The organism is Ciceribacter sp. RN22, assembly GCF_024054295.1.
Taxonomy (GTDB): Bacteria; Pseudomonadota; Alphaproteobacteria; order Rhizobiales; family Rhizobiaceae; genus Allorhizobium; species Allorhizobium lividum.
Map to the genome: position 1 here is coordinate 2231487 of NZ_JAMXLD010000001.1, position 25867 is coordinate 2257353.

The 25867-nt window shown below is 63.3% G+C and carries 25 protein-coding genes; 17 read left to right on the forward strand and 8 right to left on the reverse strand.

What is annotated here, in order from left to right; genetic code table 11:
- Nucleotides 1-3 precede the first annotated feature (3 nt).
- A complete protein-coding gene (locus tag NHF53_RS10915; protein ID WP_252834193.1) occupies nucleotides 4-1293 on the forward strand; it encodes a vWA domain-containing protein in 1290 nt (429 codons plus the stop codon).
- 34 nt (nucleotides 1294-1327) lie between these two features.
- Here the strand turns inward: NHF53_RS10915 and gor are convergent, their stop codons facing one another.
- The 3 genes from gor to rpiA all read right to left on the reverse strand — a co-directional run bounded on the left by gor (nucleotide 1328) and on the right by rpiA (nucleotide 4087).
- A complete protein-coding gene (gor, locus tag NHF53_RS10920) occupies nucleotides 1328-2716 on the reverse strand; it encodes a glutathione-disulfide reductase (protein WP_252834194.1) in 1389 nt (462 codons plus the stop codon).
- A gap of 120 nt (nucleotides 2717-2836) precedes the next feature.
- Nucleotides 2837-3370 (reverse strand): DUF2059 domain-containing protein, encoded by a 534-nt coding sequence (locus NHF53_RS10925; protein ID WP_114361562.1) that lies wholly within the window; start codon nucleotides 3368-3370, stop codon nucleotides 2837-2839.
- A 24-nt stretch (nucleotides 3371-3394) separates the two neighbouring features.
- Nucleotides 3395-4087, reverse strand: a complete 693-nt coding sequence (gene rpiA, locus NHF53_RS10930; RefSeq protein WP_252834195.1) for a ribose-5-phosphate isomerase RpiA — start codon at nucleotides 4085-4087, stop codon at nucleotides 3395-3397.
- 152 nt (nucleotides 4088-4239) lie between these two features.
- Between rpiA and NHF53_RS10935 the strand changes: the two genes are divergently transcribed.
- Entirely contained in the window at nucleotides 4240-4917 is a 678-nt protein-coding gene (locus NHF53_RS10935; protein ID WP_252834196.1) for an HAD family hydrolase, read from the forward strand.
- 18 nt (nucleotides 4918-4935) lie between these two features.
- On the opposite strand, the gene NHF53_RS10940 is transcribed toward NHF53_RS10935, so the two are convergent.
- A complete protein-coding gene (locus tag NHF53_RS10940; RefSeq protein WP_252834197.1) occupies nucleotides 4936-6834 on the reverse strand; it encodes a murein L,D-transpeptidase in 1899 nt (632 codons plus the stop codon).
- Between the two features lie 382 nt (nucleotides 6835-7216).
- Between NHF53_RS10940 and fumC the strand changes: the two genes are divergently transcribed.
- The 3 genes from fumC to NHF53_RS10955 all read left to right on the forward strand — a co-directional run bounded on the left by fumC (nucleotide 7217) and on the right by NHF53_RS10955 (nucleotide 11669).
- Nucleotides 7217-8608, forward strand: coding sequence for a class II fumarate hydratase (fumC, locus tag NHF53_RS10945; protein WP_252834198.1), 1392 nt, complete (start codon nucleotides 7217-7219; stop codon nucleotides 8606-8608).
- Between the two features lie 158 nt (nucleotides 8609-8766).
- A complete protein-coding gene (locus tag NHF53_RS10950; RefSeq protein ID WP_252834199.1) occupies nucleotides 8767-10374 on the forward strand; it encodes a fumarate hydratase in 1608 nt (535 codons plus the stop codon).
- Nucleotides 10375-10598: 224 nt separating this feature from the next.
- A complete protein-coding gene (locus tag NHF53_RS10955) occupies nucleotides 10599-11669 on the forward strand; it encodes a GGDEF domain-containing protein (protein WP_114361557.1) in 1071 nt (356 codons plus the stop codon).
- A 10-nt stretch (nucleotides 11670-11679) separates the two neighbouring features.
- Here the strand turns inward: NHF53_RS10955 and NHF53_RS10960 are convergent, their stop codons facing one another.
- The gene (locus NHF53_RS10960; protein ID WP_252834200.1) at nucleotides 11680-12288 is read right to left on the reverse strand and encodes a pyridoxamine 5'-phosphate oxidase family protein; all 609 of its coding nucleotides are present in this window, start codon (nucleotides 12286-12288) and stop codon (nucleotides 11680-11682) included.
- A 45-nt stretch (nucleotides 12289-12333) separates the two neighbouring features.
- Nucleotides 12334-13266 (reverse strand): alpha/beta fold hydrolase, encoded by a 933-nt coding sequence (locus tag NHF53_RS10965; protein ID WP_252834201.1) that lies wholly within the window; start codon nucleotides 13264-13266, stop codon nucleotides 12334-12336.
- A 48-nt stretch (nucleotides 13267-13314) separates the two neighbouring features.
- On the opposite strand from NHF53_RS10965, the gene NHF53_RS10970 reads away from it, so the two are divergent.
- Nucleotides 13315-13782: a MarR family winged helix-turn-helix transcriptional regulator gene (locus NHF53_RS10970; protein WP_252834202.1), complete on the forward strand. Its 468-nt coding sequence runs from the start codon at nucleotides 13315-13317 to the stop codon at nucleotides 13780-13782.
- Nucleotides 13783-13822: 40 nt separating this feature from the next.
- Here the strand turns inward: NHF53_RS10970 and NHF53_RS10975 are convergent, their stop codons facing one another.
- Complete coding sequence (locus NHF53_RS10975; RefSeq protein ID WP_252834203.1) at nucleotides 13823-14185, reverse strand: gamma-butyrobetaine hydroxylase-like domain-containing protein; 363 nt, start codon at nucleotides 14183-14185, stop codon at nucleotides 13823-13825.
- Between the two features lie 109 nt (nucleotides 14186-14294).
- Between NHF53_RS10975 and moaA the strand changes: the two genes are divergently transcribed.
- The 4 genes from moaA to mobB all read left to right on the forward strand — a co-directional run bounded on the left by moaA (nucleotide 14295) and on the right by mobB (nucleotide 17618).
- A complete protein-coding gene (gene moaA / locus NHF53_RS10980) occupies nucleotides 14295-15380 on the forward strand; it encodes a GTP 3',8-cyclase MoaA (RefSeq protein ID WP_374591067.1) in 1086 nt (361 codons plus the stop codon).
- Between the two features lie 215 nt (nucleotides 15381-15595).
- A complete protein-coding gene (locus NHF53_RS10985) occupies nucleotides 15596-16471 on the forward strand; it encodes a DMT family transporter (RefSeq protein WP_252834205.1) in 876 nt (291 codons plus the stop codon).
- Nucleotides 16468-17088, forward strand: a complete 621-nt coding sequence (mobA, locus tag NHF53_RS10990) for a molybdenum cofactor guanylyltransferase MobA (RefSeq protein WP_252834206.1) — start codon at nucleotides 16468-16470, stop codon at nucleotides 17086-17088. Before NHF53_RS10985 ends, mobA begins: the two co-directional genes overlap by 4 nt.
- Complete coding sequence (mobB, locus tag NHF53_RS10995; protein WP_252834207.1) at nucleotides 17085-17618, forward strand: molybdopterin-guanine dinucleotide biosynthesis protein B; 534 nt, start codon at nucleotides 17085-17087, stop codon at nucleotides 17616-17618. Before mobA ends, mobB begins: the two co-directional genes overlap by 4 nt.
- A gap of 62 nt (nucleotides 17619-17680) precedes the next feature.
- On the opposite strand, the gene NHF53_RS11000 is transcribed toward mobB, so the two are convergent.
- Nucleotides 17681-19672, reverse strand: coding sequence for an OmpA family protein (locus NHF53_RS11000; protein WP_252834208.1), 1992 nt, complete (start codon nucleotides 19670-19672; stop codon nucleotides 17681-17683).
- A gap of 364 nt (nucleotides 19673-20036) precedes the next feature.
- Between NHF53_RS11000 and NHF53_RS11005 the strand changes: the two genes are divergently transcribed.
- The 7 genes from NHF53_RS11005 to NHF53_RS11035 all read left to right on the forward strand — a co-directional run bounded on the left by NHF53_RS11005 (nucleotide 20037) and on the right by NHF53_RS11035 (nucleotide 25855).
- Nucleotides 20037-20813, forward strand: coding sequence for an ABC transporter substrate-binding protein (locus tag NHF53_RS11005; RefSeq protein ID WP_252834209.1), 777 nt, complete (start codon nucleotides 20037-20039; stop codon nucleotides 20811-20813).
- A gap of 112 nt (nucleotides 20814-20925) precedes the next feature.
- The gene (locus NHF53_RS11010) at nucleotides 20926-21726 is read left to right on the forward strand and encodes an ABC transporter permease (protein ID WP_252834210.1); all 801 of its coding nucleotides are present in this window, start codon (nucleotides 20926-20928) and stop codon (nucleotides 21724-21726) included.
- Nucleotides 21723-22553 carry an ABC transporter permease gene (locus NHF53_RS11015; protein ID WP_252834211.1) on the forward strand — a complete coding sequence of 277 codons (831 nt, stop codon included), beginning with the start codon at nucleotides 21723-21725 and terminating at the stop codon, nucleotides 22551-22553. Before NHF53_RS11010 ends, NHF53_RS11015 begins: the two co-directional genes overlap by 4 nt.
- Nucleotides 22554-22795: 242 nt before the next feature.
- Complete coding sequence (locus NHF53_RS11020) at nucleotides 22796-23062, forward strand: usg protein (RefSeq protein ID WP_112685169.1); 267 nt, start codon at nucleotides 22796-22798, stop codon at nucleotides 23060-23062.
- 324 nt (nucleotides 23063-23386) lie between these two features.
- Nucleotides 23387-24196: a methyltransferase domain-containing protein gene (locus tag NHF53_RS11025; protein ID WP_252834212.1), complete on the forward strand. Its 810-nt coding sequence runs from the start codon at nucleotides 23387-23389 to the stop codon at nucleotides 24194-24196.
- 103 nt (nucleotides 24197-24299) lie between these two features.
- Nucleotides 24300-25169 (forward strand): NAD(P)-dependent oxidoreductase, encoded by an 870-nt coding sequence (locus NHF53_RS11030; RefSeq protein ID WP_252834213.1) that lies wholly within the window; start codon nucleotides 24300-24302, stop codon nucleotides 25167-25169.
- Nucleotides 25166-25855: a DNA alkylation repair protein gene (locus tag NHF53_RS11035; protein ID WP_252834214.1), complete on the forward strand. Its 690-nt coding sequence runs from the start codon at nucleotides 25166-25168 to the stop codon at nucleotides 25853-25855. Before NHF53_RS11030 ends, NHF53_RS11035 begins: the two co-directional genes overlap by 4 nt.
- Nucleotides 25856-25867: the final 12 nt, after the last annotated feature.

Consider the following 25867-nt stretch of genomic DNA (forward strand, 5'->3'; position numbering starts at 1 on the left):
GAAATGTATGTTTCACTTGCGCAGTACTTCAGGGATCGTTCCGGAAATTTCGCGACAACGACAGCCCTTCTTGCCCTCCCACTCCTCGGTACGATCGGCATGGCCGTCGACGTCGGCTATGCGATAGAACAGCGGGCGGCCCTGCTTGCCGCCGCCGATGCCGCGGCGATCGGCGCGCTCTCGACCCAGTCCGTCGGCGTGCTGGCAGCGATCAACTCCTCCGCGAACGGCACGATCGTCGTCGCAGAGAAGGACGCACGCAAGCTCTTCGAGGGACAGTTGCCCGAGGGCATGGTCACGAAAGTGACCGATCTCGCCATCGACATCACAAAGAAGGACGACACGATGAACTCGGTCGTCACGTTCAAGGCGCAGGTGCCGACGAGCTTCCTGAGGCTTCTCAGCCACGACACCATCGAAGTGACCGGAACGGCGACGGCGACCTACAATACCGGCACCTTCATGGACTTCTACATGCTGCTCGACAATACCCCGTCGATGGGTGTCGGCGCGACGATGGCGGACATCGACAAGATGGAGCGCAACACCACGGACAAATGTGCCTTCGCCTGCCATGAAGAGATAAAGGGCTACGACTATTACGACCTCGCCAAGGATCTCGGCGTCGCCATGCGGATCGACGTGGTTCGCGAAGCCGTCCAGCAGCTCACCTACAGCGCTGCAGAAGCGGCACGCTATCCGGGCCAGTACCGGATGGGCATCTATACCTTCGGCGAGACCATGCGGGATATGAAGCTCGACGAAATCTCGACGCTCTCGTCGGACATGAAGGCTGTACGCGCGGCGGCCGATGCGATCGATCTTATGACGACGCCCAAGCACCACTACAAGAACGACCAGGGAACAGATCTCGATAACGCCTTCAAAAACCTTGAGAAGATCATCAAGAAGGGCGGCAGTGGCAAGAACAAGACCGACCCAGAAAAGGTGATCTTCTTCGTTTCGGACGGGCTGACGGACACCCCCAAGGGGTCGTCCTGCACCAAGAAGACGTCTGGCGAGCGCTGTCAGGAGCCGATCGACTATTCCGTCTGCGAGCCGCTGAAGAAGAAGGGCATCAAGATCGCGGCCCTCTACACCACCTACCTGCCCCTGCCGCAGGATTGGTGGTATAATAATTGGATTAAGCCATTCCAGAGCGAGATTGCCGACCGGATGCGCTCCTGCGCCTCACCAGGCCTCTATTTCGAGGTCAGCCCGACCGAAGGGATCGCCGAGGCGATGGAAGCCCTCTTCCAGAAGGTCATCGGCACGCCGCGGCTCGCCAGTTGACCAGAGGAGCGGCTTGACCAACGGGAACGCGTCGTCAGACGCGCTCGCCGTTCCGGACACGGTAGCTCGGCGTGTACATGGTCACGAACTCTTCTGCCGCGGTCGGATGTACCGCCATCGTCCGGTCGAAATCGTCCTTGGTGCAGCCCGCCTTGAGCGTGATGCCGAGAAGCTGCGCCATCTCGCCGGCATCGTGGCCAAGCACGTGCGCCCCGATAACCTTGCGGTCGGCGGCGTTGACGATCAGCTTCATGATCATCTTCTCGTTCCGACCCGAAAGCGTTGCTTTCATCGGCCGGAACTGCGCGCGGTAGACCTCGATCTCCGGATAGCGCCTGGCGGCCTCCTCTTCGGAGAGACCGACCGTGCCGATCTCCGGCTGCGAGAATACCGCCGTGGCGATGAGGTCGTGGTCCGGGCGGGTCGGATTGTTCTTGTATTCGGTCTCGATGAAGCACATCGCCTCGTGGATCGCGACCGGGGTGAGTTGTACCCGATCGGTGACATCCCCGAAGGCGAAGATGCCCGGCACGTTGGTCCGCGAATACGCGTCGACGACGATCGCACCGCGCTCGTTGGTGACGACACCGGCCGCCTCGAGGCCGAGCCCGCTGGTGTTCGGATCGCGGCCAAGCGCCAACATCACCTGATCGGCGGACAACGTGCCGTTGTTCTTCGTCGTCACCCTGAGCCCGTCAGCCGGAGTCTTTTCCACCTTCTCGATGACGTCGTGGCAGAGGATTCGAATGCCCTTGGCCTCCATCGCCTCGTGCAGGCCGCGCCGCATGTCCTGATCGAAGCGCGAAAGGATCTCCTTGCCGCGATAGATGAGTGTCGTGTCGACACCGAGGCCGTGGAAGATGTTGGCGAACTCCACCGCGATGTAGCCGCCGCCGGCAATCACGATCGAGCGCGGCAGTTCCTCGAGATGGAAGGCCTCGTTGGACGAGATGCAAAGCTCGTGCCCCGGCAAAGAGGCGTGCGGATTGGGTGCGCCGCCGACGGCGATGACGATTCGCTCGGCAGTGACGACCCGGCCGTTCTTCACCAGTCGCACACTGTTCGGTCCGGCAAGTTCGGCCCGCGTCTCGAGGATTTCCGCCCCTGCGCTCTCCAGCCCCTTGCGATAGAGGCCTTCGAGCCGGGCGATTTCCCTGTCCTTCGCGGCGATCAGCTTCTTCCAGTCGAAGCTGGTTTCACCGACGGACCAGCCGTAGCCCACGGCATCCTCGAAGTGCTCGTGATACTGCGAAGCGTAGACGAACAGCTTCTTCGGCACGCAGCCGCGGATGACGCAGGTGCCGCCGAAACGGTATTCCTCCGCGATCGCCACGCGCTTGCCGAGCGAGGCCGCGAGCCGTGCGCTGCGCACGCCGCCGGAACCGCCGCCGATCACGAACAGGTCATAATCGAAATCCGCCATCAGAAACTCCTGGAGAACAACAAAAGGCCGGTGAAACCGCCCCCGATATAGGGCGGGTACCGGCCAAAAGAAAAGCCCGGAAGAGCTTCCGGGCTTTGCGAAAACGAATTCGTGATCGCCTTACGGCTTCGGTGCAGCGGCGGGAGCCTGCTCACCGACGACGCTCAGAAGGGCATCGTTGGTCTGCTTTTCGAGGTCACGCGCAACGCCGGCGGTCCAGATGTCGGCGGCCTTCATCAGTTCGCGGGTGGCAATCGGTCCGTCCTTCAGGAGCTTCTTGCCCGCATCGCTGCTGTAGAAGTCGGAAATCACCTTCAGCTCTTCGGCCGTGAAGGCCTTGGCATAAACCATCGCCGCCTCCTTCTCCAGGTCACCGCGGCGGGCGGCCAGCGAAAGCGCCTGCTTGTCGACCTCACCGTAAATCTGGTCCTGCAGGTTCGGATAGGCCTGGATCAGCTGCGTCTTGAGGCGATCAGCGACAGCCGGAAGGATGCTGTCGAAGCGATCGGTCACACCGAGAACGGTGATCGCGGTCCGCGCGGCCTGCAGATGCTCAGGAGAAATGTCCTGCGCACTGGCGGAGGCGCCGAGCATGAGCCCTCCGAGAACGACGGCGGCAGATGCAAGACGGCCGAAACCGGAATACTTGATCATGAAATTCAATGCTCCTGTCTAGTATTATGCCTCAAGCACACGCGCGCCGGCCGGACCAGCGATGATGGCGAGCGTTGCCAGATTGATGAACAACCCGTGTTCCACGACGCCGGGGATGGAATTCAATTCTCTCGCCAAGGCCTCTGCATCAGGAATGCGGCCAAAAGATGCGTCGACGATGAAGTGTCCGCCGTCCGTCTTGAAAAGTCCGTCGCCGGAAGCGCGCATCTTGAGTTCGCCGGAAAGACCGAGTCTGGACGCGGTCTTTTCGATGGCGATGAGGGTAGCGGCCTGGCCGAAAGGATTGATCTCGATCGGCAGCGGGAAGCGGCCGAGCGTGTCGACGACCTTGCTCTCGTCAGCGATCACGATCATGCGCTGCGAGGCCGCGGCGACGATCTTTTCGCGCAGAAGCGCGCCGCCGCCGCCCTTGATGAGGCGCAGCCGGCCGTCCACTTCGTCCGCGCCGTCGATGGTGAGGTCGAGTTCCGGAAGTTCGTCCAGCGACTTCAGCGGCACCCCGAGCTCAAGGCAGAGCCGTGCCGTCCGCTCGGATGTCGGAACCCCTTCGACCCGAAGGCCCGCGGAGACCTTTTCCGCAAGAAGCCGGACGAACTCTTCCGCGGTGGAACCGGTTCCGATGCCGAGACGCATCCCGTCGCGCACATGCTCCAGTGCCGCCGCCGCGGCTTTGATCTTCATTTCGCGGGCGTCCATACGCCGTCAGCTCCAGTCTGTTTCGTCGTGAAGCTGTTTACACGGCTCATGGAACAAACGAAAGCCCCCAGCATGCGGCATCGTGGTTGCAATTCGCCTGTCCATGCCATAACCGGCTCTGTGGAACACCCTCGTACCAGCGGAGACCCGGATTGACCGCCCCCATCATCGTCTTCGATCTCGACGGCACCCTGATCGACACTGCACCGGACCTGATCAGCAGCCTCAACCACACCATCGCCGCCGCCGGGCTCGCCCCCGTCGGCTATGAGGACGTCACGCACCTCGTCGGGTATGGCGCGCGCGTGATGATCGAGCGTGCCTTCCGGCTTCGCGACGTGCCGGTGACGCAGGAGGATTTGGGGCCTCTGCTGGACCGCTTCATCGCCCATTACAAATCGGAAATTCCCGGCGAGAGCCGACCTTTTCCCGGACTTGCCGAGGCTCTCGCCAGACTTGCCGAAGCGGGCTACGGGCTCGCGGTCTGCACCAACAAGATCGAGGAACTGGCGATCCCGCTGATCGAGAAGCTCGGCCTTTCCGGACATTTTTCGGTGATCGCCGGCGGCGATACCTTCGCGGTCCGCAAGCCGGACGCGGGCCACCTGACCGGCACGATCGAGAAGGCGGGCGGCGATCCACGGCGCGCCATCATGGTCGGCGACAGCATCAACGACGTGCTCGCCGCGAAAAACGCCGGCGTCCCGTCGATTGTCGTGCCCTTCGGCTATTCGGACAAGCCGGTCGAGGAGCTGGGCGCGGACCGTCTCATCAACCATTTCGACGAGCTGACGCCCGCCCTGATCGAGGACATGCTCGCGGGGAGATGACCTCCCCGCGGCGCCCGCTCAGCTGCGCGCCGAACGAGCCTCGCTCGTCACCGCAAAGGCCTTGCGGGTGTACTCGTCGCGGCCGTAGACGTCGTCGAAATATTCCACCACGCCGTCCTTGTTCGGCCATGCCGTGAAATACGAGACATAAACCGGGATCTTCTGCGGCACCTGGACCGCACGGTTCTGGCCGGCCGCGATCTGCGCGCCGATGTCCTCGACGGTCGTCCCCATCACCGCGGCAGCCATCCGGCGCGGCTCGGAGAGACGCACGCAGCCATGGCTCAGCGCCCGCATGTCACGCTTGAAGAAGCTCTTCGACGGCGTGTCGTGCATGTAGATCGAATGCGCGTTCGGGAAGAGGATCTTCAGCTCGCCGAGCGCATTGTCGCTTCCCGGCGGCTGGCGAACGTCGACATTGTGCGTGGAATTCCAGTCGACGGCGCTCGAGGAAACCTTGCGACCACCATAGCTCACCTCGTAGCCCAGACGATCGAGATAGCTCGGATCCCGGCGGAGCTTCGGCAGCATCTCGTTGATGATGATCGACTTCGGCACGCCCCAGTAGGGGTTGAACTCGACGGTCTCGATCTGGTCGTTGAAGAAGTAGGTCTGGTTCGCCTTGGAGCCGACCACGACCCGCATCGACAGTTCCGGCCGCCCCTCGTTCACGTAGTAGGCCATGAAGGCCGGCTGGTTGATGAAGACGTAGCGGGAGCCGAGATCGGCGGGCAGCCAGCGCAGCTCCTCCATCGCCACCACGAGCTTCTCGATCTTGGCGGCATTGCTGTCACCCATCAGCGTCCGGATGGTCGCCTTGCCGACGACGCCGTCGGGATGCAGGCCACTTTCCTTCTGGAAGCCTTCGACGAGCGCCACGAGTTCCGGCGTGTATTCCGGCGTCCCCGTATAGGCGGCAAGCGTCGCGGCATGCTCCGTCTTCAGTGTCTCGGAGGCCCGCAGCCTGATGGCGGCGACGACGTTCGCGAGCTCGGGATTGCTGACGCCGGGCTTCAGGAGCGTGCCCGGGGCGATCGAGATCGTCTGCGCCGGATCGTTCTGCGCGGCCTTGAGGCGGGCGAGCTCCGCCTGCAACGCCTGGAACTGCGGGTTCGCCGGCATGCGGCTCTTGAGGTAGGCGCCAACATCGGGGCTGAGCCGCATCATGTTGAGGAGCGGCTTGAAGTTGGCCGTCTTGCGCTTGATGTCGTGGTAGCCGGAGAGCTTGTTCGGATCGATGCGGCCGCGCACCGTGTCGCCGACATAGGTCAGCGCCTTGATCGACATCGAAAGCTCGAAGGCCGCGAGTTCGCGCTGGCGGGCCAGCGGGTCCGTATCCGCAGTCGCTTCGGCCGGCTCGGCGACGAGGTAGTCCTCGGGGACCAGCCCGACGAGATCCGCCTCGGCGAAGGCGGCGAGCGCCGAACGGGCACGTTCCGATATGCCGTTTTCGGTCACCCAGATCATCGGGCGGCCGGCATTGTAATAAGCCTCGGCGGCAGCGGCGATATCGTCAGGCGCACGCAACTTCGTTTCGGAGAGCAGCCGGCGCTGCTCCGACTGCGGATCGACCGGCGCGATGCTCGCGGTCGTCGAAGCCTCGGAACCGGTGACTGCAGGCTGAGCGGCGACTGTGGCTGGCGCGGCGATCGTCACAAGGCGCGTCGCTTCCGGCTTGTAGGTGTAGTAGCGCGGTCCGCTGACCTTCGGCAGCGGTTCGGGATCGGCCGTCGGATCGGAGACACCGGGAATACGCCGGCCGAAGAAGGTATCGTTGCTCCGCTGGCGATTGTCGGCGCCCGGACCACCGCGCAGCATGTCGAGCAGGGTGACTGCGGACGCGGGGCGCGGCGCGGCACTCATGGCCGTGAACGCAGCAAATGCCGCCGTCAGCGCGATGATCTTGTATCGGGTCATTCGTTCTCTCAATTTCCAGTCAGGTGCTGCGGCAAGCCGGATTCGCCCATGATCGACGTTTCGCGGACGACTAGCCCAACGGCTCTCCAATGAAAAGGTCGCGCGGGCTGGTCAGGGCCGTCGGCCCCGTAAGAATTATGTGACTGCCCGCGCGGCGTTCAGGGGAAACAGCGCGTATTCTAGTCGAATATATCGTTAATTTTTCCCAAACAACCGACCGGACCGGGTCGTCGCCGCAGGATGACGGCAACCCTGGATGGAAATTGAGAACGACCGCGGCCATGGTCACTCCTCAAATTCACGTCAGGCGATTGCGCCCGCGCGACGCCGGACTAGATTAACAACTGAAGGACGCGACAATCTCGGGCGAGAAGGTGCAGTCATGACGAAAACACGCACGGAAACCGACACTTTCGGCCCCGTCGAGGTGGCGGATGATCGTTATTGGGGCGCTCAGGCTGAGCGTTCGCGCGGCAACTTCAGGATCGGCTGGGAGAAGCAGCCAAAGTCGATCGTGCGGGCGCTCGGCATCGTCAAGCAGGCGGCGGCGCGCGCCAACATGGCCCTCGGCATCCTCGATCCGGTCCTCGGCAACGCGATCGTCGATGCGGCCCAGGAGGTGATCGAAGGAAAGCTCGACGACCATTTTCCGCTCGTCGTCTGGCAGACAGGGTCCGGCACGCAGTCCAACATGAACGCCAACGAGGTGATCTCCAACCGGGCGATCGAGATGCTCAGCGGCACGAAGGGCTCGAAGAAGCCGGTGCATCCGAACGACCACGTCAACATGAGCCAGTCGTCGAACGACACCTATCCGACAGCGATGCACATCGCCTGTGCGGAGCAGATCGTTCGCCACCTGATTCCAAATCTCAAACATCTGCACCAGGCCCTTGATGCCAAGGCGAAATCCTTCTCGCACATCATCAAGATCGGCCGCACGCACACGCAGGATGCCACCCCGCTCACCCTCGGCCAGGAATTCTCCGGCTATGCCGCACAGGTCGCCTCGGCGATCGGGCGGATCGAGCTCACGCTTCCGGGTCTCTACGAACTCGCCCAGGGCGGCACCGCCGTCGGAACCGGCCTCAACGCGCCGAAAGGCTTCGCCGAGAAGGTTGCGGAGGAGATCGCCACGATCACCGCCCTGCCCTTCGTCACGGCGCCGAACAAGTTCGAGGCGCTCGCCGCCCACGACGCCATGGTCTTCGCCCACGGCGCGATCAACGCCGCTGCCGCCGCCTGCTTCAAGATCGCCAACGACATCCGCTTCCTCGGCTCCGGCCCGCGCGCCGGTCTCGGCGAACTCGCCCTGCCGGAAAACGAGCCGGGCTCGTCGATCATGCCGGGCAAGGTGAACCCCACCCAGTCGGAAGCGATGACCCAGGTCTGCGCCCACATCTTCGGCAATCACGCGGCGATCACCTTCGCCGGCAGCCAGGGCCATTTCGAACTCAACGTCTACAATCCGATGATGGCCTACAACTTCCTGCAGTCGGTGCAGCTTCTCGGCGATGCCGCCCTTTCGTTCACCGACAACTGCGTCACCGGCATCGAGGCCCGCGAGGATAACATCCGCGCCGGGGTCGAGCGTTCGCTGATGCTGGTGACCGCGCTTGCCCCGGTGATCGGCTACGACAATGCCGCCAAGATCGCCAAGACCGCTCACCGGAACGGAACGACACTGAAGGAGGAAGCGCTCGCGAGCGGGCTGGTCAGCGAAGAGCAGTATGATGCGATCGTGCGCCCGGAGAAGATGATCGGCCCCTCCTGACCGGCCACCTTGCCGCGATCCGGCAAGACAACCGCGACAGGCGTCCCCGCGGCGTCGCAAGGCGTGGGCGGCACCGCAACCTTAGAATCATTGATCTTTGCGGTGCGTGCCCTTAAACCACCGCCATCGCATCCCATCCCTTCCAAGGTTTTCCGAAAATGGCTGACGATCTTTTCCCGCTTGGCGAAGACAAGACCCCCTATCGCAAGATTTCCTCGGACTACGTGTCCACGGCCACCTTCAACGGTCAGGAAATCCTCACCGTCGATCCCGAGGGCCTGCGCCTGCTCGCCGAGACGGCCTTCGCCGATATCAACCACCTGCTGCGCCCGGGACACCTGAAGCAGCTCGCTTCGATCCTCTCGGACCCGGAAGCGACCGACAACGACCGTTTCGTTGCCTATGACCTTCTAAAGAACGCCAATATCGCCGCCGGCGGCGTGCTGCCGATGTGCCAGGATACCGGCACCGCGATCATCATGGCCAAGAAGGGTCGCAAGGTCTGGACCGAAGGCGGCGACTACGAGGCGCTGGCGCATGGCGTGCGCGATGCCTACGAGAAGAAGAACCTGCGCTATTCGCAGCTCGCGCCCTTGAAGATGTTCGAGGAGAAGAATACCCGCACCAACCTTCCCGCGCAGATCGATATCTACGAGGAAGGCGAAGACGCCTACAAGTTCCTGTTCATGGCCAAGGGCGGCGGTTCGGCCAACAAGACCTACCTCTATCAGGGCACGCCGTCGCTCCTGACCCACGACCGCCTGATCGACTTCCTCAAGGAGAAGATCCTGACGCTCGGCACGGCCGCCTGTCCGCCCTATCATCTGGCGATCGTCGTCGGCGGCCTCTCAGCCGAGATGAACCTGAAGACGGTCAAGCTCGCCTCCGCCCGCTATCTCGACGACCTGCCGACTGAGGGGTCCGAATCCGGTCACGCCTTCCGCGACCTCGAGATGGAAAAGGAAATCCACAAGCTCACCCAGCAGATGGGTGTCGGCGCGCAGTTCGGAGGCAAGTATTTCTGCCACGACGTCCGCGTGATCCGCCTGCCGCGCCACGGCGCCTCGCTGCCGATCGGCCTCGGTGTATCCTGTTCCGCCGACCGCCAGGCCGTCGGCAAGATCACCAAGGACGGCATCTTCATCGAGCAGCTCGAAACCGATCCCTCGAAATACATGCCGGAGATCGACGAGAAGGCTCTTTCGTCGAATGTCGTGAAGGTCGATCTCAACCAGCCGATGAGCGCCATCCTCGGTGAGCTCACGAAACACCCGATCAAGACCCGCCTTTCGCTCACCGGCACCATCATCGTCGCCCGCGACCTCGCCCACGCCAAGATCCGCGAACGGCTGGAAAAGGGCGAAGGCATGCCGGACTACATGAAGAACCACCCGGTCTATTACGCCGGTCCGGCAAAGACCCCGGCCGGCTACGCCTCCGGCTCCTTCGGCCCGACGACGGCCGGCCGCATGGACAGCTATGTCGACCAGTTCCAGTCTTTCGGCGGTTCGATGGTGATGCTCGCCAAGGGCAACCGCTCGCGCGCAGTGCGTGAGGCCTGCAACAAGCATGGCGGCTTCTACCTCGGCTCGATCGGCGGCCCGGCCGCCCGTCTGGCCAAGGACTGCATCAAGAAGGTGGAGGTCCTCGAGTATCCGGAGCTCGGCATGGAAGCCGTCTGGAAGATCGAAGTCGAGGACTTCCCGGCCTTCATCGTCACCGACGACAAGGGCAACGATTTCTTCCAGGAGTTCAAGCTCGACTGAAAATACAACTCGGAAGAGATTAACAGCGGAGTGCCAGACGGCGCTCCGCTGTTTTCTAACTGAAGACGCGATGCCAACATTATCAGCAGCTTAAAGAATTTCCATAGATACTTATAAGCATGAAACCCGACTATAATTGGGGCTTGCGAAATTAAGCATTTCCAAAGAGTTGAAGTTTATCTTAACAAGACGAATCAAGGGACTCGGAAAGGGGGGATTTCGCGATGAACACGGGCGTGACGCCGAAGGCGCCGGTTCCGGACATCGCCGCACAGATTACCTACGCCATGCGCACCATGGGCGTGGCTCCGATCCCGCGCAACTACGAGCTGTTCTATGAAGCCTATATCGGCTCCAATCCAGCGCTGACGCGCGACCTCTCGGCACTCGGCAGCAAGGCGACGCAGGAAGAACTCGACACACTCGGTGAACAGTATTTCGGCCGCCACCACCAGTCCCGCCTGATCGAGAACGTTCACAGCCGGATCGTAACCGAGCTCGACGGACTGATGGGGCTCCTGAAGCAGGAGCAGAGTTCGCTCGAAAGCTACAACAAGCTTCTCGGCGAAACCTGCAATCGCATCGATGCCAAGAACAAGAACAGCGCCGAACTTCTGCGCAGCGCGATCGCGCTCCTGCAGGAGGCGACCGGCGACACGATGGCGCACGGCGAGAAGACCGTCGAGAGTGTCGAGCAGAAGTCCCAGGAGATGGCCGAGGTCCGCAAGGAGCTCGACGAGTACAAGCGCATCGCCAACACCGACTCCCTGACGCGGATCGCGAACCGACGCGCCTTCGACGAGAAGCTCGCGGCAATCTATGACGGAAGCTTCAATCTGCCGCTGACCGGCCTCGTGCTCGCCGACATCGACCATTTCAAGAAGATCAACGATGGCTACGGCCATCCCGTCGGCGACAAGATCCTCGCCTCCGTCGCCACCGTCATCCGCACGAATGTCCGCAAGGATGTCTTCGTGTCCCGTACCGGCGGCGAGGAATTCGCCATCATCGTCGACGGAAATACGCCGGACGAGATCATACAGATGTGCGAGCGCGTGCGCCTGGCGCTGGAGACGACCCCGTTCAAGAACTCCAGGACCGGCGTCAATTACGGTCCGATCACGATCTCCCTCGGCCTATGCATGGCGAACGCCGCCGAGGACCCGGGCGAGCTTTACGCCAAGGCGGACGTCGCCCTTTATTGCGCCAAGAATGCCGGCCGCAACTGCACCCGGCAGTTCGAGGACGGCATGAAGAAGGACTTCACCAAGAGCTGGCTCATCTACCGTCGCTGACGGAGGCCAACTACCACATCGTCCTGGCGGCGCGTGCCGGCCATTCCCTGTCATAGGCATCCTTGTCGAAATCGGCCTTCGCCGCCTGCAGCATCTCACCCGGCGTCGGCAGGCTCTTTGGATCGACGAAGCGGTCGACATTCCACAGGTCCGCGCGCATGACTGCCCGGGCACACTGGAAATAGACCTCTCCGATGGTGACGACCACGACGCTGCGCGGATGCTTGCCCTCCATCTCGAAACTGTCGATCAGTGCCTCGTCGACCGAAACCACTGCCGTGCCGTTGACCCGCACCACGCTGTTCGAGCCCGGTATCAGGAACATCAGCGCGACGCGCGGGTCCCGCACGATGTTCCTGAGAGAATCGATACGGTTGTTGCCGCGCCAGTCCGGCAGGGCGAGATGGCGTTCGTCCTCGATGCGGACGGCACCGCCGAGGTCCCCGCGCGGCGAGCAGTCGAGCCCTTCCGGCCCGACAGTCGCAAGGGCGACGAAGGGCGCGGCTTCGATCATCCGCCGATAGGCCGGCGTGAGGAACGATGTCACCTTCACCAGAGAGGCCTCGCCCGGCTCGCCGTAGCGAGCCACGAGTTCTTCGACGGTGCGGATCGTCTTCATCGGAACCTCCCGGAGATACAAGCGTCCCGATCTATAGCCGATTCCCTAACGGGACGACGACAGTCGCCACTCCGGTTCGTCAGCGATCCCTTCGTTGTCATCGAAGACGAAGGACGCGACCTCGGCGATGATTTCCGGAGCCGCCACGATCCTTCGGTGACCAAGGCCGTTCGCCCACCGCACAGTCACATGATTACCGGCCCCTTCCAAGCGGCGGGCATGCTCGGCACGCACCTCCTTGTCCTCTTCGGCATGCAGGACAAGGATGTCGCGCCCGATCCGCGCTGCAATCGGGACGGTGTCGAGTGCATCGACCGGGCAGCCCGCAACCGCTTCGGCGCGCTTCACCATGGCCTGCCGCACGGCGGGGCGAAGCTTCAGCATCCCGCAGAAGCCGTCGATCACCCAGTGTATGTTGCTCGGCGCAGCAAGGAGCACCACCCTGCCCGGCTCGAAGCGACAGGCACCGGGAAAGACGCCGCCGATCGCGGTCATCACCGCGGCCCCGCCGAAGGAATGGCCGATGGCGACGTCGAAGAAGCCGAGCCGTTCCTGGACAGCGCAGATCGCCTCCGCAGCGAGACGCAGGTTCAGCAGCCGACCCGAGGAATGCCCGTGCCCCGGCAGATCGAGCAGCACGACCTCTGCCCCGCCCCGGTGGAGACCGGTCGCGAGCGTCGCGAGATATTCGGCGCGCGAGCCCCAGCCGTGTACGATAAGCACCCGCGGCGCGTCGGCATTCTCTGCACCCAGACGGCGGGCGGCGATGTTACCCGAGGAGACCGGCAGCATGATCCGCTCGGCTCCCGTCAGTTGCTCGGCGCCACTGGCAAGCGCGGACACGGCCTTGCCGTCTTTCGGCCGGCGGGGCGGCGTGCGGCAGAAGAGCGAGAACGCCAGTCTCCCGGCGAGATCGGGAGACACGAAACCGGCGAACGAAAAGCCGAAGCGGGTGACCTCTAGCGCGAAGGATGCCATAGTGGGATTCCCCTGAAATGTTCAATGCTGAACGATAAAAGTACAACGATGAACAAAAATCAATCCCTCCCCTGGGACCATCCGCGTTTTCGAAGCTGGATCGCCGTCGGCCGTGCCTGCCAGATGATGCAGACGGCGCTCGGCCGTGCGCTGGCGCCGCTCGACATCAAAACGCCGCATCTCGATATCCTGATCAATCTCTATCGGCACGAAGGCATTTCGCAGCAGGAGTTGGCGCACAAACTGCTGGTCGGCCGCTCGAACATGAGCATGCTGCTGCCGCAGATGGAAAAGCGCGGGCTGATCTCCCGGCGCGACGATCCGAAGGACAAGCGCGTATTGCGCCTGTTCCTGACCGAGAAGGGTCGTGACGTCACCGAACGGGCCATGACGATCCAGACCGACCTGATTGAAAGGACGCTTTCGGTGACGCCGATCGACGAATGCCTGCGGCTTGCAACTCACATGGAAGCGCTGATCGCGAGACTTCACGCGGACAGTATTGAGGAAGACTAGGGCATTTCCGCCAATTCGGGCCGGACAGGTCGCCGAAAGGTCACCGCCCGTCCCGGCTCAGCCCCTTCTCGGAAAGCTTGCGTTCGTATTCGGCGAAGAGCTCGGCGCCCTTCTCCCCGAGTTCCCGGAGATACGACCAGGTGAAGATGCCGCTGTCATGGCCGTCGTCGAAAGCGATGCGCACGGCGTAATTGCCGGTCGGATGCACCGCGGTGATCGCAACATTGCGCTTTCCGGGCACCGTTACCTCCTGCCCCGGTCCGTGCCCCTTGACTTCGGCGGATGGCGACAGAACCCGCAGCATCTCCGCCGGCAGCGAGTACGCCGCACCGTCGTCGAATGCGACCGACAACTGCCGGCGATCCTTCGAAACCTTCAGTTCGGTCGGCCAGAATTCACTCATGATCGGTTCTCTCGCATGGCAGGGGGACCAGAACTAAGCGGCACTCCTTGCCCATGCAAGCCATTTTGCCGTCGTCCTGCCCGACCTGGTTGCTTGACGAGCGGAGAGGATGCCACCAAATTACCCTCAATATGGAGGAGACACATTGAACTACAGCCCAGGTTCGTTCGGAAAGGCCGCAGGCCCGGCGCCTACAAACGCGCCCATAGTCGACCCGTTCGGCCGCTCGATCTCCTATCTGCGTGTCTCGGTCACCGACCGGTGCGATTTCCGCTGTACCTACTGCATGGCGGAAAACATGAATTTCCTGCCGAAGAAAGATCTCCTCACGCTGGAGGAGCTCGACAGGCTGTGCTCGGCCTTCATTGCCAAGGGCGTGCGCAAGCTGAGGCTCACCGGCGGAGAGCCGCTGGTGCGCAAGAACATCATGTTCCTCGTGCGCAACCTTGCGCGGCACCTGGACGGCGGCGGCCTCGACGAACTGACGCTGACGACCAACGGTTCGCAACTCGCCCGTTTCGCCGGCGAGCTTGCCGACTGCGGCGTGCGGCGCATCAACGTCTCGCTCGATACGCTCGATCCGCGGAAATTCGCCGAGATCACCCGCTGGGGCGATTTTGCCAAGGTGATGGAGGGCATAGACGCCGCACGCAGAGCGGGCATTCGCGTCAAGATCAACGCCGTTGCGCTGAAGGATTTCAACGAGGACGAGATTGCCGACCTGCTGCGCTATGCCCACGGCAACGGCATGGACCTGACGCTCATTGAAACCATGCCGATGGGCGAAACCGGCGAGGACCGCACGGACCGCTACCTGCCGCTCTCGACCGTTCGGCAACGGCTGGAGACCCAGTTCACGCTCTCCGACATCCCCTATCGCACCGGCGGCCCTGCCCGCTATGTCGAGGTGAAGGAGACCGGCGGGCGCCTCGGCTTCATCACGCCGCTCACCCACAATTTCTGCGAGAGCTGCAACCGGGTGCGCCTCACCTGCACCGGCACGCTCTACATGTGCCTCGGCCAGGAGGATGCCGCCGACCTCAGGGCGGCGCTGAGGGCCTCCGACGACAATACCCTGCTCGCTGCGGCGATTGACGAGGCCATTTCCCGCAAGCCGAAGGGCCATGACTTCGTCATCGACCGCGATCACCGCCGCCCTGCCGTCGCCCGCCACATGAGCGTGACCGGCGGTTGACCCTGCCCGTTCCGCCTGCCATTCCTTCTCCGCCGCGATGCTCGCGATCGCGGCCTGCAAGCAAATTCGAAATTGGTGTTGCACGACGCGGCATTGCCGTGTCCTCTCCACGGCGTGACGATTTCGGAGATTCGCCGGTGGGCGGTCTGCGCTCTTCGTTGCCGAAGAACACATCCAGATCCCGGAAGCGGGGTCCTCCCCCGGAAAGACGACGCATGGCACTGTCCAGCAATACCAAGGGCGCCATCCTGATGATGCTGTCGATGGCGGGCTTCACCTGCAACGATGCCGTGATCAAGGCCGTGACCCCTTACATGAATGTCGGCCAGATCATGCTGATCCGCGGGGTGATGACGAGCCTGCTCGTCTACATGATCGCCCGGCGCATGAATGCGCTCGATCACATCCGAACGCTCTTCCAGCCGATGGTTGCGCTGCGCGTTCTCTTCGAGGTGACCGCGGCGATTGCCTATCTCTCGGCACTGGGGCAGATCCCGCTCGGCAACGCCGCGTCCATCCTGCAGTCCCTGCCGCTTGCCGTCACGCTCGGGGCCGCCCTTTTCCTCGGCGAGCCGGTCGGCTGGCGGCGCTGGACGGCGATCATCGTCGGCTTCATCGGCGTCATGATCATCATCCGCCCCGGACCTGAAGGCTTCACGCTTGCCTCCCTCTACGTCGTCAGCAGCGTCTTTTCCGCCGCTGCCCGCGATCTTGTGACGAAGCGCATCCATGCGGGTGTGTCCTCGCTCAGCGTCACACTCTTCTCGGCGGCGGGAAACGCCGTGGCGGGCGCCCTGCTCGTCCAGCCCTTCGGTGGATGGCAGCCGATGTCCGGCGAGTTGTTCGGGCTTCTCGCACTCGCCTCGGTGCTCGTCTTGATCGGCTACCAGGCGATCATCATGGCGATGCGCACCGGCGAGATCTCCTTTATCGCGCCATTCCGCTACACCAGTCTCCTCTGGGCGGTCGGCCTCGGAATTCTCGTCTTCGGCGAAGTACCCGACGTCTGGATGATGACCGGAACAACGATCGTCATCGCTTCGGGGCTCTATGCCTTCTATCGTGAAAACAAGCGAAGGATGGGCGGATGACCAGGCCGCCGGGCATCATTCTCGCAGGCGGTCTCTCCCGTCGCATGGGTGAGAACAAGGCGGCCGTGCGGCTCGGGGGCAAGGCGATGATCCGGCATGTCGCCGAGAGGCTCGCTCCGCAGGTTTCGTCGCTCGCCGTCAATGCGCCCGAAGGGGCCGATGCCGGCCTCGGCCTGCCGCTCGTACCGGATACCATCGCCGGCCATCCGGGACCGCTCGCGGGCGTGCTCGCCGGTCTGCGTCATGCCCAAAAGCTGGCGCGACCGCCCCGACACATCGTGACGGCGCCCGCGGATACGCCCTTCCTGCCGCGTGATCTTGTGGAACGACTGGAAGCCGCCCTGCCCACCGCGGATGCGATTGTCGTCGCCTCGTCTGCGGGACGAGGACATCCGGTCGTTGCGCTCTGGCCGCTTGCGCTCGCCGACGATCTCGAAAACTGGCTCGCCAATCCCGAGAACCGCCGGCTCCAGGCCTTCATCGCGCGCCATCCCTCAGCCTCCGTCGATTTTGCGCCGATCGAAACACGACAGGGACCGCTCGATCCGTTCTTCAACGTCAACACGCCGGACGATCTCGCCCTCGCGAAAGCCCTTCTGGAGGAGGAAGACGGATGACCGCAACGCCAAGGATCTTCGGCATTTCCGGCTGGAAGAACTCCGGCAAGACCGGACTCGCCGTCCGCCTGGTCGCAGAATTCACCCGCCGCGGCTACCGGATCTCGACGATCAAGCACGCCCACCACGACTTCGACATCGACAAGGTCGGCGCCGACAGCTACCGCCATCGCGAGGCGGGCGCCCACGAGGTGACGATCGTCTCGGGAACGCGCTACGCCATCATGCACGAGTTGCGCGGGGCACCGGAACCGAGCTTTGCGGAAATCCTCGCGCGGATCGCACCCTGCGATCTCGTCCTGATCGAGGGATACAAACGCGAGCCTGTCCCCAAGATCGAGGCACGGAGGATGGAGGCCAAGAGCCGCGAGCCGCTGGCGCCCACCGATCCGCATATCGTCGCAATTGCGGCGGACCATCCGGTCACCGATACCGAGCTGCCGGTGTTCGACCTCGACGACACGGTGGCGATCGCGGATTTCGTCGCCCGCGTCACCGGGCTGCCGCCGCTCCCCTCCGCCGCCGCCTGAACAGACGAAAGGGCCGCCGGCGGATGCCGACGGCCCTTTTCTTTTGCCTGGCCGGTGTGTGCTTACCGGTTCGCCGCGACCGGCCGGACCAGCGGCGTCACACGACGGATCGTCACGCGCCGGTTCTGCTGTTCGGCAGCCTGCGTGCGGATCTTGAGGTATCGCTCGCCATAGCCCTGGACCGACATGTTCTCCGGAGGAATGCCGTAGACTTCGGTGAGCAGGTTGGCGACCGTCTCGGCACGACGGTCCGAAAGCACGAGGTTCGAGCGGTCGGAACCGACGGCGTCGGTATGGCCTTCGATGAGGAACACCTCGCCGGGGTCCTTCGCCAGCACCTTCTCCATCGCATCGGCGACCTTGCGGAGCGTCTTGGCCTGAGAAAGCGGCACTTCGGCCGACCCCGAGGCAAACGTGACGGTATCCAGATCGATGCGGCGGACCTTGTCGCGCAGGCGGGCCGACGACTTCACTTCCTCGATCGAATAGACGCGCTCCACCCGCTCGACCGGCGGCTGGGCGAGGAAGTCGTAGTAGTCGCGGTCCGGAGCGTCCGACATCGTGACGATATAGTCGTCGAGCGGGACGGTGAGACGCATCGGCGGCAGGCTGTAGCCGACATCGACATAGACGCGCGGGCGATCCGTATCCGCCTCCGGAGCGTAGAACAGGACGTATTCGTCGCCATCCTCGGTGATCCGCGAGCGCTGGATGATGTCGCCGTAACGGCTATAGACGGTCACGATGCGAGAGCCGTTCGGCCGGACGATGGTTTCGCGAACCCGGCCGCGCGGCAGTTCCTCATAGTAGCTCTCCTCAGCATCGTAGCGAATACGCTGACGCTCATCGCCGCGAACGACCACCTGGTTGCCGACGTTGATGATCGTGCGGTCGTCGACCTGATCGATAACCTTTACCTCGGTGACCTGGTTGGACACGTTGTTCTGGATCACCGTGTTGTTGGTCACATTGGTGACGTTGGTCACGTTGTTGATGACCGTCGGCGGAACCTGGAAGGTGGGGGCGGCCTTGAGCCTCGTTCCCTCTTCCTTGATCGCCGCATCGAGGGTCTGTTGCTCGACCTGAATCGCTTCGGCCTGAGCCGCGGCGTCGCTTTCCGGCGGCGGCGCAACCGGCTCCGCCGACCTCAACTGCATACGCTGCTGGCGTACGCCCTCGCCTCCGGTGTTGTCGGCATCCTTGTCGCTGTCGAGAACGGCGGCACCATTGTCGACCGGCAGGACAACCGTCTCGGCCGTTTTTGACGGGTCCTCGGCGATCTGCTGCTTCTCTTCTTCGCTCCGGGTGTCGACGATTTCCGGAACAGGAGCCTCTTCCGGGGGCTCGACGGCCGGGATCACGGCCTGCTCGCCCTGCTGCTCCGGAACCTGGTCGGCGGTCGACTGCTCGGGAGCGGCCGGAGCCTCGCCCTGCGTCGCGTCCGGCGCAGGTGCCGGCTGCTCCTCTACCGGGGCCTGTTCCTCGGCCGGAGTTTGCTGCTCTTCGGCAGGAGCCTGCTGTTCCTCAGCCGGGGCCTGCTCCTCGGTTGGAGCCTGTTCCTCTACGGGCGGCGGCTCCTCGACTGGCGCCTGTTCTTCAGCGGGGGCCGGCTCTTCGACCGGGGCCTGCGGCTCCTCGGCCGGCGCCTGCTCTTCTACGGGCGCCTGCTCTTCTGCCGGAGCCTGCGGCTCCTCCGCAGGTGCCTGTTGTTCCTCAACCGGGGCCTGTTCTTCCGCAGGTGCCTGCTCCTCGGCAGGCGTTTGCTCTTCGATTGGAGCCTGCTCCTCTACGGGCGGCGGCTCCTCGACCGGAGCCAGCTCTTCAGCGGGCGCTTGCTCTTCGGCGGGCGCCTGCGGGCAGGCGTCAGCAGACTCGGCCTCGCTACCGTCGCCGCAGGTTACCTGCGCGACCAGTATGCCCTGCTCCTCGGCGCGGGAGGGGGTGCTAGCCTCATGGGTCTGCGACACGGCCCGCGCCGCGACCGGCTCCACGATGACGGCCGCCGAGAGAACCGGCAGGGCGACCGTGGCAAACAATTTGGATCTCAAAGTCATTTTGTCTTCCTTGTGACGCGTGTCTCCACGCACGTCCGAGGAGCGAACAAGAAAGGACGGCATTGTTGTGTCCGCCCCACTAGTCCTCCCGCTCCTGATCAACGGACCCTAGTTCGCGGCAAATTAACCGTAGCTGAACGGAAAACGTTTCATGCTCCGCCGGAATTGGGCGCCAGAAGCAATACTGTTGCTCGACATGCCGCGAACTCGACAGTCTCATGCGTTTTTTGGATAACCGCGTCTTTGCTGTTGATTTTCCGTAAAAAAGAGTAGGAATATCCTCGCAGGCCGGGCACGCTCGGTGCCGCCTTCCCAGTTAGCGCGGGAATGACAACCGCGCGGATGACCAACAGAGAGGATCACTATGCGTATCTCCACCCGTTTCTTTGCAGCGGTGTCCATTGCCGCGTTGTCGCTTTTCGCGGGCAGCGCCATGGCCGAAGGCGAAAAGCTGATCATCGGCACTGAAGGTGCCTACCCGCCCTTCAACAACCTGGAATCTGACGGTACCCTGGTCGGCTTCGACATCGATATTGCCAAGGCTCTCTGCGAAGAAATGAAGGTCGAATGCGAGTTCGTCACCCAGGACTGGGACGGCATCATCCCCGCCCTGCAGGCGAAGAAGTTCGATGCCATCATCGCCTCAATGTCGATCACGCCGGAACGGCTTGAAAAGGTCGACTTCTCGAAGAAATATTACAACACCCCTCCGGCGATCGCTGTTGCGAAGGACTCGCCGATCAAGACGGTCGAGGACCTGAAGGGCAAGGTTCTCGGTGCACAGTCCTCGACGACTCACTCCAACTATGCCGAAAAGCACCTCGCCGATTCGGAACTGAAGCTCTACCCGACCGCAGACGAATACAAGCTCGACCTCGAAGGCGGTCGCGCCGATGCCGTCATCGACGACATCGTCGTCCTGTCGGAATGGGTCAAGAGCGACGCCGGTTCCTGCTGCAAGATCCTCCAGCCGATGCCGGTCGACATTGAAATCAACGGCGAAGGCGCCGGCATCGCCGTCCGCAAGGGCGAAACCGAACTTGCCGACAAGTTCACGGCAGCGATCGCCGCGATCCGCGCCAACGGCAAGTACAAGGAAATCAACGACAAGTACTTCGACTTCGACGTCTACGGCGAATAATCGCCGGACTCGGAAATTGCACAGGAGTGGCGGAAGGCAGGTTCTTCCGCCACTTATGTTACGTTAAGCAGACAAAAAGACAAAGCGGCGCAGACCGCAACAGGGGACAGGCATGAGCGGATTGCTCTCCGCCATCGGCGCACTCTGGGCCTGGGTGCAGTATACGTTTGATCCGCTTTGCGGACCGGCAGGCCTCTTCACGCTCTTCGGATCTTCACTGGTGTCCTGCGGCCCCGAGGGCTGGGGAGACGAGATCGCCTTCGGCGTCAAGGTGACGGTGACGCTGTCGCTGGCGACGTTGCCCGTCGGGCTTCTGACGGGTTTCCTGATCGCGCTCTCCATGCAATCGCAGGACAAGGTCCTGAGACTGGCCGGCGGCATCTACACGACGATCTTCCGCGGCCTTCCGGAACTTCTGACGCTCTTCATCGTCTATTACGGCCTGCAAATGGCGATCCAGGCTTTTCTCAACGCCTTCGGCTATGACGGGCGCGTCGAGATCAACGCCTTCGTCTCCGGCATGATCGCATTGTCGGTCGTGTTTTCCTCCTACTGTTCGGAAGTCCTGCTTTCGGCTTTCCGCGCCATTCCGCAGGGACAGTACGAGGCCGGCGACGCGCTTGGCCTGCGTCGGGGGCGCACGATGCGGCTCGTCATCCTGCCGCAACTGATCCGGATCGCCCTTCCCGGCCTCGGAAACCTCTGGATGAACCTTCTGAAGGACACCGCTCTCGTCTCGGTGATCGGCCTCACCGACATCCTGCGCCAGACGGGCGTCGCGGCAAAGGTCAGCAAGGAAGCCTTCTTCTTCTATGTGCTCGCCTGCGGCCTCTATCTCGGGCTCGCCGTTCTTTCGTCGGGTGGCCTCAGTCTGATCGACCGCTGGAGCCACCGTGCGGAGGCCCGCCGATGAGCTACGCGACCGAACTCATCGCTCCCCGCCCAGCCCCCGTCGTGCCGCCCAAGCCGCCGACTGCGGGTCGCATGATCGGCTATGCGGGGCTTGCCCTCTGGGCCCTCCTGGCGCTCTCGCTGATCTACATGATGGTCAGCAACTGGGACACCGACAAATTCGTCAAGTACGGGCCACGCTACCTTTCCGGCCTCTGGGTGACGGCAACCCTCGTCTTCGCCTCCATCCTCTTCGGCGCCCTCCTTTCGATGCCGATCGCCTTTGCCAGGATGTCGAAGAACCAGGTGCTGAACGCGATTTCCTACGCCTACGTCTACGTGTTCCGCGGGACGCCGCTGCTTGCCCAGATCTACCTCATCTACTACGGGTTCGGCAGTTTCCGTCCGCAGATCGAGGCAGTCGGGCTCTGGTGGTTCTTCCGCGAGGCCTGGTATTGCGCCCTCCTCTCGATGACCATGAACACCGCCGCCTACCAGGCCGAGATCCTGCGCGGCGCCATCCAGAGCGTTCCGAACGGCCAGATCGAGGGGGCCAAATCGCTCGGCCTTTCGCCGTTCGTCACCTTCTGGAAGGTCATCCTGCCGCAGGCCCTCATCGTGGCGCTTCGCCCTTACGGCAACGAGATCGTGCTGATGATCAAGGGCTCGGCGGTCGTCGCGGTCGTTACCGTGCTCGATCTCATGGGCCAGACCCGCTACACCTTCTCGCGCACCTTCGACTATCAGGCCTATCTCTGGGCCGCGGTCTTCTATCTCTCGATCGTCGAAACGATGCGGCACGTCTGGGCCGCCCTCGAAGCCCGCCTGACCCGCCACCTGAAGCGCTGACGCCCCCCACATCCGCCCTGCACGAAACAGCGGGGCGGGTGTGGCAGCACTCGCGTCGCACTGCTGCTATCCAGCTGAGTGAAAACGGTATTTTTCGTCACCCCTCCGGACATTAAGCGTCGATTAAGCAAGCCGGTGCTTCCATGATCATGTCTGGGAAAGACCCCGTCGGGGTGCGACAGAAGCGGCAAACGCCATTCGTTCCGGCGGGAAAGCAATGGGAACAGCGTTGCGAGGCTGCGATGAACCACGACATGGAAATGATGCTGAAAGGCTACGGCCTGACGACCGCACAAATCCTCTACCGGATGCCCGATCACCCCGCCGTACTGCAAACCTATGTCTGGCAGCACTATGATCTCGCGCCGGAATTTCCGGAGATGAAGAGCTTCCTGAAATTCTGGCAGGAGAAGCTCGACGGCCCGCTTCATTCGGTCTGCTACGTCCACCGCCGGCTGATCGGCGCCAACGAATGGCGCGCACTGAAGGGCGAATTCATCCTCCACTGAGAGAATGTCACACATGAACCTCGCCGTGGGCGAAGTCGCCCTCGTCGGGTTCCCTGAGGAGGGAGGCGTAGAAGATTCCGGCGCCAGGGGCCGACGATCGCCGGCACGACCCGGACGGGCACGGCTCCGAGCGCCGTCATCCCGATGATGCTTCGTCCGCCAAAGCGCCTCCAATCGGAGGCGTTCTCTGGCCACCATCCGCCCGACGGATGGGCCGCCCCTGTGGTTCCATGCGCCCGCATTGCCAAATGCGCCCGGAGTCTGTAGACCCGGGCCACGCGGCGCCAGGCGCCGGAGAACGAACGCCTTTCGAGGAGCTCCCCCATGGCAAAGATCGACGAAGAAGCACTGGCGGAGGCCTACAACCGCGCACTGGCGCTCGAAAAGGCCGGCGATATCGACGCCGCCGTCGAGGCCTACCGGCGCGTTCTCGAACTCGATCCCGAAGACCATGGCGGAGCAGCCGTCCGCATCGCCGCCCTCGGCCGTGGTGAGACTCCGCCGAAGGCCCCGGACGCCTATGTCGAGACGCTTTTCGACCAGCATGCCGAGGCCTTCGAGGACATCCTCGTCGAACAGCTCGGCTATGCCGTGCCGATGATGGTGCGCCAGCGCCTGCAGGCGCTCGGACTCGGTCCGTTCCGGCGCATGCTCGATCTCGGCTGCGGCACTGGGCTTACCGGCGGCGCGCTGCGCGACATGGTCGGCGACATCACCGGCATCGACATCTCGGAGAACATGGTCGAGCTCGCCCACGAGAAGGACCTCTACGAAACCCTCTACGTCGCCGAAGTGGAGGATTTTCTCGAAGACAACGACGAAGAAGCCTTCGACCTCATCACCGCGACGGATGTGCTGCCCTATCTCGGCGCACTCGAGCCGCTCTTCTTCGGCGCCGCCGAAAACATGGTGCCGGGCGGCATCTTCGTCTTTTCCTCCGAGACGCTCTCCGCCGAAGACGGCCGAGCCTACATCGTCGGCCCGCACCAGCGGTTCCTGCACACCGAGGCCTACATCCGCGAACGCCTGGAACAGACCGGCTTCGAGATCGTCGAGATCGGTGAGATCAACGTGCGCATGCAGGACGGCGAGCCGAGCCCCGGCCATCTGGTCATCGCGCGCCTGAAGGGCTGAACGGTCGCCAACCGTCGGTCCGTCTCTGCCGGAGATCGCGATTGAGGAGCCGACGTCTTTCCTCTAAAGCTTTCGCTGCAAACGAACTTTCGGGAGAGACGGCATGGCCAAGATTGCATTCATCGGACTGGGCGTCATGGGGTATCCCATGGCCGGACACCTGAAGGCGAAGGGGGGCCATGACGTCACCGTCTACAACCGGACAGCCACCAAGGCCGAGAGCTGGGTGAAGCAGCACGGCGGCCGGTCGGCGGCCACGCCGGCGGACGCAGCGCGCGATGCCGATTTCGTCTTCACCTGCGTCGGCAACGACGACGACCTCCGTTCCGTGACTATCGGGCCGGACGGCGTTCTTGCCGGCATGAAGGCCGGCGCCGTGCTGATCGACAACACCACCGCCTCTGCCGAGGTCGCCCGCGAGCTCTACGAGGCTGCGAAGGCCAGAGGCTGCGACTTCATCGACGCCCCTGTCTCCGGCGGTCAGGCGGGTGCCGAGAACGGCGTGCTGACCGTGATGTGCGGCGGTGATGAAGCGGTCTTCGAGCGCGCCCGGCCGGTCATCGACGCCTACGCGCGGATGGTCGGGCTCATGGGCCCTGCCGGTGCGGGCCAGCTCACCAAGATGGTCAACCAGATCTGCATCGCCGGTCTCGTCCAGGGCCTCGCCGAAGGGATTCACTTTGGCAAGAAAGCCGGCTTGGACATTGAAAAGGTTATCGAAGTCATCTCCAAGGGCGCGGCCGGCTCGTGGCAGATGGAAAACCGCTACAAGACCATGAACCAGGGCAAGTACGATTTCGGCTTCGCCGTCGACTGGATGCGCAAGGACCTCGACATCGTGCTCTCCGAAGCCCGCCGCAACGGCGCCGCCCTGCCCGTCACCGCGCTCGTCGACCAGTTCTACGGCGAGGTGCAGAAGCTCGGCGGCAAGCGCTGGGATACCTCCTCTCTTCTCGCGCGGCTGGAAAAATGACCCTCGGGCCGGCGTCCTCCGTCGATGAAATCGTCACGTTCCTGAGGACGCTCAGAAACGACGAGAACATTGCCGGCATGGGCAGGTTCGGTATCGCGACCGACAATGCGCTCGGCATCTCCAATCCGGTGATGCAGAAGATCGCCCGGCAGGTGAAGAAGAACCCTGCCCGTGCGCTCGAACTCTGGGAGACCGGCATCCGTGAAGCACGGATGCTGGCACTCTATACGCTGGACCCGAAGACGCTGGAGGCCGCAACGGCGCGCCGTCTCGCCGGCGATTTCGTATCCTGGGAGATCGTCGACGCTGCCGCCGACCTCTTCGTAACCGCCCGACTCGAAGACCTCATTCCCGAATTCGCCGCGGACGCGCGCGAGTTCGTGCGCCGCACCGCCTTTTCGATGATCGCCTCGGCGGCGGTCCATCTGAAACGGGAGCCCGACGGCTTGATCCTCGGCTATCTGGCACTGGTCGAAGCGCATGCTACGGACGAGCGCAACTTCGTCCGCAAGGCGGTGAACTGGGCACTCCGCAACATCGGCAAGCGCAACCGGGCCTGCCACGGGCCGGCGCTGGCACTCGCGGAAAAGCTCGCCGCCAGCGAAGACAGGACCGCCCGCTGGATCGGCAAGGATGCCGTGCGCGAGCTTACGAGCGAAAAGGTGCTGGAACGCCTGAAGGACTGAGCCTCGAACGAG

Bases quoted from the DNA above. Each gene is read 5' to 3' on its own strand.
- NHF53_RS10915 (WP_252834193.1), top strand. From the start codon at position 4: ATGTATGTTTCACTTGCGCAGTACTTCAGGGATCGTTCCGGAAATTTC.
- gor (WP_252834194.1), bottom strand. From the start codon at position 2,716: ATGGCGGATTTCGATTATGACCTGTTCGTGATCGGCGGCGGTTCCGGC.
- NHF53_RS10925 (WP_114361562.1), bottom strand. From the start codon at position 3,370: ATGATCAAGTATTCCGGTTTCGGCCGTCTTGCATCTGCCGCCGTCGTT.
- rpiA (WP_252834195.1), bottom strand. From the start codon at position 4,087: ATGGACGCCCGCGAAATGAAGATCAAAGCCGCGGCGGCGGCACTGGAG.
- NHF53_RS10940 (WP_252834197.1), bottom strand. From the start codon at position 6,834: ATGACCCGATACAAGATCATCGCGCTGACGGCGGCATTTGCTGCGTTC.
- fumC (WP_252834198.1), top strand. From the start codon at position 7,217: ATGACGAAAACACGCACGGAAACCGACACTTTCGGCCCCGTCGAGGTG.
- NHF53_RS10950 (WP_252834199.1), top strand. From the start codon at position 8,767: ATGGCTGACGATCTTTTCCCGCTTGGCGAAGACAAGACCCCCTATCGC.
- NHF53_RS10955 (WP_114361557.1), top strand. From the start codon at position 10,599: ATGAACACGGGCGTGACGCCGAAGGCGCCGGTTCCGGACATCGCCGCA.
- NHF53_RS10960 (WP_252834200.1), bottom strand. From the start codon at position 12,288: ATGAAGACGATCCGCACCGTCGAAGAACTCGTGGCTCGCTACGGCGAG.
- NHF53_RS10965 (WP_252834201.1), bottom strand. From the start codon at position 13,266: ATGGCATCCTTCGCGCTAGAGGTCACCCGCTTCGGCTTTTCGTTCGCC.
- NHF53_RS10970 (WP_252834202.1), top strand. From the start codon at position 13,315: ATGAACAAAAATCAATCCCTCCCCTGGGACCATCCGCGTTTTCGAAGC.
- NHF53_RS10975 (WP_252834203.1), bottom strand. From the start codon at position 14,185: ATGAGTGAATTCTGGCCGACCGAACTGAAGGTTTCGAAGGATCGCCGG.
- moaA (WP_374591067.1), top strand. From the start codon at position 14,295: ATGCCACCAAATTACCCTCAATATGGAGGAGACACATTGAACTACAGC.
- NHF53_RS10985 (WP_252834205.1), top strand. From the start codon at position 15,596: ATGGCACTGTCCAGCAATACCAAGGGCGCCATCCTGATGATGCTGTCG.
- mobA (WP_252834206.1), top strand. From the start codon at position 16,468: ATGACCAGGCCGCCGGGCATCATTCTCGCAGGCGGTCTCTCCCGTCGC.
- mobB (WP_252834207.1), top strand. From the start codon at position 17,085: ATGACCGCAACGCCAAGGATCTTCGGCATTTCCGGCTGGAAGAACTCC.
- NHF53_RS11000 (WP_252834208.1), bottom strand. From the start codon at position 19,672: ATGACTTTGAGATCCAAATTGTTTGCCACGGTCGCCCTGCCGGTTCTC.
- NHF53_RS11005 (WP_252834209.1), top strand. From the start codon at position 20,037: ATGCGTATCTCCACCCGTTTCTTTGCAGCGGTGTCCATTGCCGCGTTG.
- NHF53_RS11010 (WP_252834210.1), top strand. From the start codon at position 20,926: ATGAGCGGATTGCTCTCCGCCATCGGCGCACTCTGGGCCTGGGTGCAG.
- NHF53_RS11015 (WP_252834211.1), top strand. From the start codon at position 21,723: ATGAGCTACGCGACCGAACTCATCGCTCCCCGCCCAGCCCCCGTCGTG.
- NHF53_RS11020 (WP_112685169.1), top strand. From the start codon at position 22,796: ATGAACCACGACATGGAAATGATGCTGAAAGGCTACGGCCTGACGACC.
- NHF53_RS11025 (WP_252834212.1), top strand. From the start codon at position 23,387: ATGGCAAAGATCGACGAAGAAGCACTGGCGGAGGCCTACAACCGCGCA.
- NHF53_RS11030 (WP_252834213.1), top strand. From the start codon at position 24,300: ATGGCCAAGATTGCATTCATCGGACTGGGCGTCATGGGGTATCCCATG.
- NHF53_RS11035 (WP_252834214.1), top strand. From the start codon at position 25,166: ATGACCCTCGGGCCGGCGTCCTCCGTCGATGAAATCGTCACGTTCCTG.